This is a genomic window from Kitasatospora sp. NPDC004799, from assembly GCF_040609095.1.
Lineage (GTDB): Bacteria > Actinomycetota > Actinomycetes > Streptomycetales > Streptomycetaceae > Kitasatospora.
In genome coordinates this window covers 1-10,137 of the sequence record NZ_JBEXJK010000299.1, presented here as the reverse complement: position 1 = coordinate 10,137, position 10,137 = coordinate 1, and the positions used below count along the sequence as shown (strand labels likewise).

General features: G+C 74.3%; 8 protein-coding genes and 1 pseudogene. 2 read left to right on the top strand and 7 right to left on the bottom strand.

The features are described 5' to 3' along the window. The 6 genes from ABZW03_RS29430 to ABZW03_RS29405 all read right to left on the bottom strand — a co-directional run. Positions 1-1,147 (bottom strand): protein kinase (locus ABZW03_RS29430; RefSeq protein ID WP_355264734.1); only part of this gene is annotated, 1,147 nt, incomplete at its 3' end. 159 nt (positions 1,148-1,306) lie between these two features. Then, on the bottom strand, positions 1,307-2,290 hold the full coding sequence (locus tag ABZW03_RS29425; protein WP_355264731.1) for an ABC transporter substrate-binding protein: 984 nt from the start codon (positions 2,288-2,290) through the stop codon (positions 1,307-1,309). Between the two features lie 46 nt (positions 2,291-2,336). After that, positions 2,337-3,089 (bottom strand): amino acid ABC transporter ATP-binding protein, encoded by a 753-nt coding sequence (locus ABZW03_RS29420; protein WP_355264737.1) that lies wholly within the window; start codon positions 3,087-3,089, stop codon positions 2,337-2,339. A gap of 53 nt (positions 3,090-3,142) precedes the next feature. After that, positions 3,143-4,165 (bottom strand): amino acid ABC transporter permease, encoded by a 1,023-nt coding sequence (locus ABZW03_RS29415; protein ID WP_355264728.1) that lies wholly within the window; start codon positions 4,163-4,165, stop codon positions 3,143-3,145. Between the two features lie 25 nt (positions 4,166-4,190). Next, positions 4,191-5,138: an ABC transporter substrate-binding protein gene (locus ABZW03_RS29410; RefSeq protein WP_355264725.1), complete on the bottom strand. Its 948-nt coding sequence runs from the start codon at positions 5,136-5,138 to the stop codon at positions 4,191-4,193. 10 nt (positions 5,139-5,148) lie between these two features. Next, positions 5,149-5,730, bottom strand: coding sequence for a GNAT family N-acetyltransferase (locus ABZW03_RS29405; protein ID WP_355264722.1), 582 nt, complete (start codon positions 5,728-5,730; stop codon positions 5,149-5,151). Positions 5,731-6,376: 646 nt separating this feature from the next. On the opposite strand from ABZW03_RS29405, the gene ABZW03_RS29400 reads away from it, so the two are divergent. Both ABZW03_RS29400 and ABZW03_RS29395 read left to right on the top strand, forming a co-directional pair. Further along, on the top strand, positions 6,377-7,330 hold the full coding sequence (locus ABZW03_RS29400; protein WP_355264719.1) for an amino acid ABC transporter permease: 954 nt from the start codon (positions 6,377-6,379) through the stop codon (positions 7,328-7,330). After that, positions 7,327-9,255 (top strand): FAD/NAD(P)-binding protein, encoded by a 1,929-nt coding sequence (locus ABZW03_RS29395; RefSeq protein ID WP_355264716.1) that lies wholly within the window; start codon positions 7,327-7,329, stop codon positions 9,253-9,255. The genes ABZW03_RS29400 and ABZW03_RS29395 overlap by 4 nt, the downstream gene beginning before the upstream one ends. Before the next feature lie 90 nt (positions 9,256-9,345). On the opposite strand, the pseudogene ABZW03_RS29390 reads toward ABZW03_RS29395, so the two are convergent. Next, positions 9,346-10,137 (bottom strand): annotated as a pseudogene (locus ABZW03_RS29390) (hypothetical protein); the annotation flags it as partial.

Below are 10,137 nucleotides of genomic sequence, written 5' to 3'. Positions count from 1 at the left end.
GCTCGTCCACCAGCAGTCCGTCGGCCAGCAGCAGCACCCGGTCCGCGTACCCGGCGGCGACCGGGTCGTGGGTGACCACCACGCCGTCCTGCGGTTCGGTCGCGACGGCCGCGCCCGGGCTGCCGTCCCGGGCCAGCCAGAGGGCCAGGTCGTGGCAGGTGCGCAGGGTGCGCGGGTCCTCCGGGCCGCAGATCCGGGCGAAGTCGGGGACGAGCCCGGTGAGGATCTCCACCGCCTCGGCCGCCTCGCCGGCCTCGCCGTGCCGCCAGGCCCGGTCGGCCCGTCGGCGCAGCTGCTCCGGGCTGGGGTCGTCCGGGCGCAGCATCCCGGGCCGGACGTCACGCAGCCGCTCCAGCACCTCGGCGGCGCCGGCCGGCCGCTGTTCGGGCCGCTTGGCGAGCAGTTCGGCGACCAGCCCGGCCAGCGCCGGGTCCTTGCTGCGCACCCGGGCCGGGACCTCCTCCAGGTGCTTGTACATGTACTCGGCGGCCGAGGCGGCGCGGAACGGGCGCGCGCCGGTGCAGACCTCGTACAGCATGACGCCGAGCGCGTAGAGGTCGGCCCGGCCGTCCACCGCGCCGCCGGACCAGCACTCGGGCGCCAGGTACGGGACGGTGCCGACCACGTTGCCGGTGGAGGTGAGCCGGACGGTCTGGGTGACCAGCCGGGCGATGCCGAAGTCCAGGACCTTGGCCCGCTCCCCCTCCTCCGCGATCATCACGTTCTCCGGCTTGATGTCCCGGTGGACGATCCCCGAGCGGTGCGCGGCGTCCAGCGCCTTGCACACGTGCCGCATCCAGCGCAGCGCCTGCTTGTGGTCCGGCCGGCCGTCCCTGAGCACCTCGGACAGCGCCCGGCCGCGGACCAGTTCCATCACCAGGTACGGGATCTTCCCGGAGCCGGCCTCCGTCCACCCGTAGTCGTACACGGTCACGATGTGCGGGTTGTTGAGGCCGCCGGCCGTCCGGGCCTCGCGGACGAACCGGCTGACCGCCTCCCGGTCGGTGGCGTGCTCCGCGAGCAGCACCTTGACCGCGACCGCCCGGTCGATGGTCGTGTCGGTCGCCCGCCAGACCACGCCGAAGCCGCCCCTGCCCAGCTGCTGCTCCAGCCGGAAGCGACCGCCGAGCACCTCGCCCTTCTCCATGCCCTCCCCCAACCCGACCGCGCCCGCCGGGCGTTCGCCCGGCGGAGGGGTCACCTTAGCGGCGGCCGGGGACGAACAGGTGAACGACCCGGACCGGGCGCCCCGGCCCGGGCCGACCGCTCTCCCGGCCGCGGCCGGGCCGGGCCGTGACCGGGCCGGCTACGGCTTGGGCAGCCCGGGCGGGTTGATCTCGGAGCGCTGCACGGCCTCGCCGTCCAGCCCCCAGCGCTTGAGCACCTGCCCGTACGTGCCGTTCGCGATCACCTCGTCGATCGCCCCGTTCAGCGCCTTGACCAGCCCGTTGTCCTTCCGGGTGGTCGCCGCGATCTTGCCGAGGACGTCCGCGCCGCCGCCCGAGTAGGTGCCGACCACCTCGGTCTCGCCGGTCTGCACGGCGTGGAAGGCCAGGCTGGGGTTGGGGCCGGTGTAGACCTCGATCCGGCCGGAGGAGAGCGCCAGGTAGTACTCGGTGCCCTGGAAGTACTTGATGTCGATCGGCTTGAGCCCGTTCCTGACGTTCTCCTCGCTCCAGGAGACCAGCAGCTTCTCCTGGTTGGTGCCGGTGGCGACGCCGACCGACCGGCCCGCGAGGTCCTTGGCGCCGGTGACCTTGAGGCCGCTGCCCTTCTTCGCCTCGAAGCCCAGGACGTCCAGCCGGTAGGTGGCGAAGTCGTACTTCTCCTTGCGCGCCTCGGTGACGGTGATGTTGGAGACGCCCACGTCGTACTTGCCGCTGTCCAGGCCGACGAAGATGTTCTCCCAGGAGACCGGGTTGAACTCGACCTTGAGGCCCAGCACGTTGCCGATCAGCGAGGCGAGGTCCGGCTCGACGCCGATCACGGTCCGGTCGTCGTCGGCGTAGAAGTCCAGCGGCGGGGTGGTGCCGAGGGAGTCGACCACGGTCAGCGTCCCCTTCTTCCTGATCTCCTCCGGGACCAGCGCGGCGATCGCGTCGACTTTGGGCGTGGTGACCCGGTTCTGGTTCGGCGACAGGTTCACCACCGTGCCGTCCGGCGCGGTGCTGCCCCGGGCCGGGGCGAGTTCCGCCGCCGCGCCCGTGGCGCCGCTGCCGCAGCCGGCCAGGGCGAGGGCGGCGGCGAGCGCGCCGGCGGCGGTCACGAGGGCGCGACGGGGTAGGGACATGGCGGAACTCCTGCTCGCTGAAAGGGTGTTCGGGGGGAAGGGCGGGTCAGAGGACCTTGGCCAGGAAGGCCCGGGTGCGCTCGTGCCGGGGGTGGTCCAGGACCTCGGCGGGCGGGCCCTGCTCGACCACCACGCCGCCGTCCATGAAGACCACGGTGTCGGCGACCTCGCGGGCGAAGCCGATCTCGTGGGTGACCACGATCATCGTGGTGCCGCTGCGGGCCAGGTCCTTGATGACGTCCAGCACCTCGCCGACCAGCTCCGGGTCGAGCGCCGAGGTGGGCTCGTCGAACAGCAGCACCTTGGGCTCCAGCGCCAGCGCCCGGGCGATCGCCACCCGCTGCTGCTGCCCGCCGGACAGCTGCCGGGGGTAGGCGGCGGCCTTGTCGGCCAGCCCGACCCGCTCCAGCAGCGCCAGCGCCGTCGCCCGGGCCTCGGCCTTCGGGCGGCGCAGCGCGGCGACCGGCGCCTCGACCAGGTTCTCCAGCACGGTGAGGTGCGGGAACAGGTTGAAGTTCTGGAACACGAAGCCGATGCCGGTGCGCTGGCGCAGCACCTCGCGCTCCTTGAGCTCGTACAGCCGGTCCCCGGAGCGCCGGTAGCCGATCAGCTCGCCGTCGATGGCGACGTGGCCGCGGTCCAGCTTCTCCAGGTGGTTGATCGCGCGCAGCAGGGTGGACTTGCCGGAGCCGGACGGGCCGAGCACCACGGTCACCGAGCCGGCCGGGACGTCCAGGTCGACCCCGCGCAGCACCTCCAGTCGGCCGAAGCTCTTGTGCAGGCCGCGGACCCGCACCATCGGGGCGGCCGGAACCGGGCCGGCCGGGGCCTGGTCGGGCTTCGTCAGGGTGGTCACGACTGTCCTCCGGGGGTACGGGCGGCGGCGGGCCGGGTGCGGTCCGGCAGGCTCCGGGCGAAGGCCCGGACGCGCTGCCACGGGGTGGGCGGCGGGGTGCGCTGCGCACCCCGGGCGAAGTGGCGCTCGACGTAGTACTGGCCGATCGAGAGCGCGGTGGTCAGCAGCACGTACCAGACGGTGGCGACCATCAGCAGCGGCACCACCCGGCCGGTGCGGCCGTAGATCACCTGGGCCTGGTAGAAGAGTTCGCCGATGGCCATCACGTAGACCACCGAGGTGCCCTTGAGCAGCGAGATCACCTCGTTGGCGGCGGCCGGCAGGATGCCCCGCATGGCCTGCGGCAGCACGATCCGCAGGCCCTGGCGCAGGCGCGGGATGCCGAGCGCGGCGGCGGCCTCCCGCTGGCCGGGGTCCACCGCGATGATGCCGCCGCGGATGATCTCGGCGGCGAACGCGGCCTGGTGCAGCCCGAGGCCGAGCACCGCCGCGCCGAGCGCGCCCAGCACCCCGACCGTCTCGACCTCGCCGAAGGTCGGGCCGAACGGGATGCCGAACCCGAACCGCTTGTACAGGTAGGAGAGGTTGAACCAGAACACCAGCTGGACGATCAGCGGGATCGAGCGGAACACCCACACGTACGCCCAGGCGATGGACCGCAGGATCGCGCTGCGGGACAGCCGCATCGCGGCCACCACGGTGCCCAGCAGGAAGCCCAGCACCGTGCCGTAGGCGGTGAGTTCGAGGGTCCGGCCGATCGCCCGGAGGATGGTGTCGGCGGTGAAGTAGAGCCGGAAGGTGGCCCAGTCCCAGCCGGGGTTGGTGGCCAGGCCGTGGGCGAACTGGGCGAGCACGACGAGTGCGGCGGCCCCGGCGGCCCAGCGCCAGGGGTGCCGGGCCGGGACGGTCCGCAGGCCGTCCAGTGCGTCGAGGTCGATGTCGAGGGCGGGGTCGGGGGCGGCGGCCGGCCGGCGGGCCGGGGCCGCGGGGGTCTCGGTGGTGACGGTGGTGACGGTCATCGGGCTCTCCTTGGACGGCCGGCGCTCAGCCGTGCTCGGGCGGGCTGATCTGCGACTCCTTGATCGCCGACTCGGCGACCCCCCACTTGCGCAGGATCCGCTCGTACGTCCCGTCCTTGATCAGCTGGTTGACCGCCGCCTGGAGGGCCGGGGCCAGCTTCGAGCCCTTCTTCAGGGCGAAGCCGACGTCGAGGCGGTGGAACTCGCCGAGGAAGCGGGTCCCGGAGGCCTCCTGCGCGGCCTGGTGGCGCAGGCCGTTGATGGTGGACATCTCGACGTCCACCCGGCCCTGCTGGAGGCTGGTCAGCAGGGCGCCGCTCTCGCCGAACGCCTTGACCTCGTACGGCTTCCGCCCGGCGTCGGCGCAGACGTTCCTCCGGCTGTTGAGGGTGGTCTCGAAGGTGGTCCCGGCGCCGGTGCCGACGGTCAGTCCGCACAGCTGGAGCAGGTCGGTGACCGGCTGGAGCGCGGTGTTGTCCTTCTTCACCGCGAAGCCCTGGCCGTCGTCGATGTAGGTGACGAAGTCGATGGTCCGCAGCCGGGCCGTGGTGACCCCGAAGTTGCCGGTGCCGACGTCGTACTTCCCGCTGTCCAGGGCGGGCAGGATGGTCTCGAAGGCGGCCTCCTCGCGCTGCACGGTGAGGCCGAGCAGCTTGGCGACCGCGTCGGTGAAGTCCACGTCGATCCCGGCGGGCTTCTTGCTGACCTGGTCGACGTAGAACGCGCTGGGCGGCGCGCCGAAGGCCGAGCCGAACTTCAGCGTGCCGGCCCGGCGGACCTCCTCGGGCAGCAGGGCGGCGGCGGCCTCCGACCGGGCGAGGCCGGAGACGAGGTCCTCGGAGGCGGCGGTGGCGGCCGGACCACCCGTCCCCGCCGCGCCCGCGATCTTCGGGTCCGAGCCGCAGGCGGCCAGCGCCAGGACCGGCAGCAGGGCGGTGGTCGCGAGCAGGCGGCGGGCGGTGCTGGTTCTCACGGAAAGCCTTTCAGGAGGTCGGGGCCAGGACGGGCAGCCGCTTCTCGAACGGCAGCGGGCCCTCGGTCACGGGCCCCTCCTGCCCGTCGGCGGGCAAGGAGGGAGGGGCGGCCGAGACGTCGAACAGCGGGGTGTAGCCGGCCGCCAGGTAGAGGCCCTTGGCCTCGGGCTGGCGCGGGCCGGTGGTGAGGTAGATCCGGGTGTAGCCGGCCGCGGCCGCCGTCCGCTCCAGCTCGGCCAGCACCCGGCGGGCCAGGCCGCGGCGGCGGTGCGCGGAGTGCGTCCACATCCGCTTCACCTCGGCGGTGCGGTCGTCGTAGCGCTTGTAGGCGCCGCCGGCCACCGGCTCGCCGTCCTCCAGCAGGAGCAGCAGCACGCCGCCGTGCGGCTCGGTGAAGGCCTCGGCCGGGTAGCGGGTCATCTCCTCGCGCCCCTCGGGGCCGTACCGGGTGACGTACTCGTGGGTGAGCTCGCGCAGCAGCGGCTCGACCAGCGGGTCGTCGAGGGCGGCCGTGCGGAACCCGGACCGGAGCGCCGCGGCCGGCTCCGGGCCGGCGCCGGTGGCTGCGGTGCCGGGGCTTTCGACGGGCATGGCGGGACCTTTCGGGTGGGTGGGAGTCCGGTGGACCGCGGGGTGGAGGCTCGACGTGGCGCGGATCTCGACGGGGCGCGGATCAGGACAGGCCGGAGGAGGCCGCGGCGGGGCGGCCGTCGGACCGGGGACGGTGCGGGCGGTGGCGGAGGGAGTGCCGGAGCGCAGTGCGGGTTCAGCGACGGCAGCGGAGGCCGGACGCCCCGCCGGTCGTCGACCGACGGGTCCGGGCCCGCGACGGGGTGTACCGAGGGAGGGCTCCCCGCTGGGAGATCAGGCCGGACGGACGGCCCGCTGCCGGGTCAGCCGCGACACGCCGCGGACCACACCCGACCGAAGTCGATGTGGTCGCGGCTGACCAGGGGCTGCTCGGCGTACATGGCCTCAAGTTGAGCAGTCGGCCGATCGGTACGTCAACCATCCATCATTGCCGCACTGTTGCGATCTCCTGTCACGTGTCCGACGACCGTCGAAGAACCGCCCCCCGCCCCCTGATCACCCTTGACAGCCGTCGATCGCGCATGCGTACGATCGACGCGGAGTGCAGTGCCCGCGCCGGCCGTGTTGAGGGACACCGGCCGCGCCCCCGCGTACGTGACCACCGCCGTACCCCTCCCCGCCCGCACTCCGCCCAGGAGCCGCCGCCATGGCCACCCCGCAGGACGTCCTGCCCGCGCCCTCCCCCGTCGACCGCCCCGCCGCGCCGCCCGCCCCCGAGGCCCGGATCGTCGCCCGCCGCAAGCCCGGCCAGTGGGCGGCCGCGGCCGTCGCCCTGCTGCTGGCCGCGATGGCGGTCAACTCGGTGATCCGCAACAAGGCCTTCCAGTGGAGCGTGGTCGCCGACTGGTTCACCGCCCGGTCCGTGCTCAACGGGCTCACCCTGACCCTCTGGCTGACCGCCGTCACCCTCGCCCTCGGCTTCCTGCTCGGCACCCTGCTCGCCACCATGCGGCTCTCCGCCAACCCGGTGCTGCGCACCCTCAGTTGGGGCTACATCTGGGTGTTCCGCTCCACCCCGCCGCTGGTCCAGCTGCTGTTCTTCTTCAACATCGGCGCGCTCTACCCGACCCTCGGCCTGGGCATCCCGTTCGGCCCCGAGTTCGTCACGGTCAGGACCGTCAACCTGATGGGCCCCACCCTGACCGCCGTCATCGGCCTCACCCTGCTGGAGACCGCGTACGCCGCCGAGGTGATCCGCGGCGGCATCCTCTCGGTGGACCGCGGCCAGCTGGAGGCGGCGTCCGCGCTCGGGCTCGGCCGCTGGCGGGTGCTGCGCCGGATCGTGGTGCCGCAGGCGATGCGGGCGATCGTGCCCACCGCCGGGAACATGCTGATCGGCGCGCTCAAGGGCACCAGCATCGTCAGCGTGCTGGCCGTCTCCGACCTGCTCTACTCGGTGCAGCTGGTCTACCTCCAGTCGTACCAGGTCATCCCGATGCTGATGGTCGCCACCATCTGGTACCTGGTGATCACCACCGTGCTCTCCATCGGCCAGTACTACGTGGAGCGGCACTTCGCCCGCGGTGCCACCCGCGACGGCCTGCCGCCCACCCCACTGCAGCGGGCCCGCGCGGCCGTCGCCAAGGTGGTGCGGGCATGACCGCGGTCGTCATCGTCGGCGCCGGGCCGCGCGCCACCGGGCTGCTGGACCGGATCGCCGCCAACGCCGCCGAACTGCTGCCCGCCGACCGGCCGTTGGCGATCCACCTGGTCGACCCGTACCCGCCGGGCGCGGGCCGGATCTGGCGCCACGACCAGTCCCCGCTGCTGCGGATGAACTCGATGGCCGAGGACGTCACCATGTTCACCGACGAGCGCTCCACCCTGGAGGGGCCGGTCCGCCCCGGCCCCTCGCTCGCCGAATGGGCGCCCCGGCAGGAGGAGTTCGCGCCCTACCGGGAGGTCGCCGACCCGGCCGTCCGGGCCGAGCTGCGCACCCTCGCGCCCACCGACTTCCCCACCCGCCGGGCCCAGAGCGCCTACCTGGACTGGGCGTTCCGCCGCGCCCTCGCCGACCTGCCGGCGCACATCGCGGTCACCGTCCACCGCGACACCGTCCGGCGGATCGAGGGCCCGGCCGACGGCCCGCAGACCGTCCACCTCACCGACCGCACGCTCACCGCCGACCACGTCGTGCTCACCCTCGGCCACCTCGACTCCGCCCCGCACCCGCGCCACGCCGCCGACGCCGAGTTCGCCGCCCGGCACGGCCGCTTCCACCTCCCGCCCGCCTACTCCGCCGACGTGGCCGGGGAGTTGGCGGCCATCGCCCCCGGCGAGCCGGTGGTGCTGCGCGGCCTCGGCCTGGCCGCGGTGGACCTGGTCGCACTGCTCACCGAGGGCCGCGGCGGGCGCTTCGAGCCCACCGGGGACGGGCCCGCGCTGCGCTACCTGCCGTCCGGCCGCGAGCCGGTGCTCCACCTCGGCTCCCGGCGCGGCGTCCCGTACCGCTCCAAGACCGGCTACCGCCTCCAGGGGCCGCCCGCCCCGCTCCCCCGGTACTTCGACCGGGCCGCCGTGGACGCCGTGCACGCCACCGGCGGGCAGCTCGAACTGCGGCGCGACTTCTGGCCGTTGATGGCCAAGGAGGTCGGCTTCGGGTACTACCACGAGCTGTTCCACGCCCACCCCGAGCGCACCGCCCTGCCCTGGCCGGAGTTCTTCGCCCGCTACGACCGGCACGGCTGGTACAGCCCCGAACTCGCCGCCCTGGTCGCCGAGGCCGTCCCCGACCCGGCCGACCGGCTCGACTTCGAACGGCTCGACCACCCGCTGGCCGGGCTCGAACTCGGCACCGACGAGGAGCTCCAGGCGCACCTGCGCGGATACGTCGCCGCCGACGCCGACCGCCGCGCCGACCCCGCGCACAGCGCCGACCTGGGCGCCTTCCTCGCCCTGCTCTCGCTCTTCGGCCAGCTCCCCCGGGTGACGGCGAGCGGCCGGCTCACCGCCCGCTCGATCGCCGAGGAGGTGGACGAGTGGTTCTTCGGCTACTTCAGCTTCCTCGCCTCCGGCCCGCCCGGGTTCCGGCTGCGCCAGCTGCTCGCCCTCTCCGAGGCCGGGGTGGTGCGCTTCCTCGGCGCGGACGTACGGATCGAACGGGACGAGGCCAGCGGCACCTGGCGGGCCTCCGGCAGCACCCTGCCCGGCCACCAGGTCACCGCGACGGCGCTGATCGAGGCGTACCTGCCCAAGCACGCGCTGGCCCGCACCCTGGACCCGGTGCTGCGCGAACTGCACCGCACCGGACGGATCGTCGAGGAGGTGGTCACCGACCCGGACTACACCCACCGCTCCGGCCTGGTCACCATCGCCCCCGCCGACAGCCGGCTGCTCGACCCGGCCCTCGGCGGCGCCCCGCACCCCCGGCGCACCGCCCTCGGCCCGCACACCAGCCTGCGCGCGGCCGCCGCCTTCGCCCGCCCCCGCACCGACGCCCCGGGCTTCCGCCAGAACGACGCCGCCGCCCGCGCCCTGCTCCGGGCCCTGGCCGCCCTCCCGACCGCCCGGGCCCTGGCGGCGTGAGCGCCGGGAACGCCGGGCGGCGGCGAGGGGCGCCGTGACGAGGGCGCCGTGACAAGGGCACCGTGACAAGGGCACCGCGGCGAGGGCGCCTCAGGCTCCGAAGATCTCCTCCACCAGGTCCTCGTCCGAGACGTGGTCCGGCGCGTCGAAGACCACGTCCGCGACGCCCTTGAGGCCGATCCCCCGGTCCAGCGCGGCCATGCAGGCCCGGGCCTCCTCGTCGGTGGCGAAGTCCCACACCCGCAGCCGCCGCACCAGCACCAGCGCCTCCATCGGGCTCATCCGCGGCGCCCGCCGGCGCTGCCCCGGCGCCCGGCGGCCGGCCTGCGCCAGCTGCTGCTGGTATCCGGCCAGGTCCTGCCAGGCCTGCACGGTGCTCGGGTGGTGCTCGCCCAGCACCCGGACGAGGTCCGGCAGCAGCCCGTGCAGCTGGATCACCGCGCCCTGCGGGTCGCCCCGGTTGGCCTGGTGCAGCGCGAGGTCGTGCCGGGCCTTCAGGACCCGGGGGTCGTACGGCCCCCAGGCGGCGTGCAGGTCGGGCAGCAGCTCGTTCATCATCCGGATCGTGGTGACCGGCGCACCGCTCTCGCCGACGCACCAGACCAGGTGGTAGCGGGCGCCGAGGGTGTCCGGGTCGAGCGGGCCGAGCGCCGAGCGCATGTCGCCCACCAGGGCGGTCAGCAGCCGGATCGCGCCGTCCAGGTCCCCGGTCCGGCTGAGGTACCAGGCGAAGTCCCGCCAGGTGCACAGGGTGTCCCGGTCGCTCGCGCCGAGCGCGGTCACGCACTCCTGGGCGAGGCCCTGCAGGAGCATCGCCGACTCGCCGGCCGTCGTCGCCCGGTACGCGGCCGACCGGCGCTCGCGCAGCGCGGCCCGGACCGA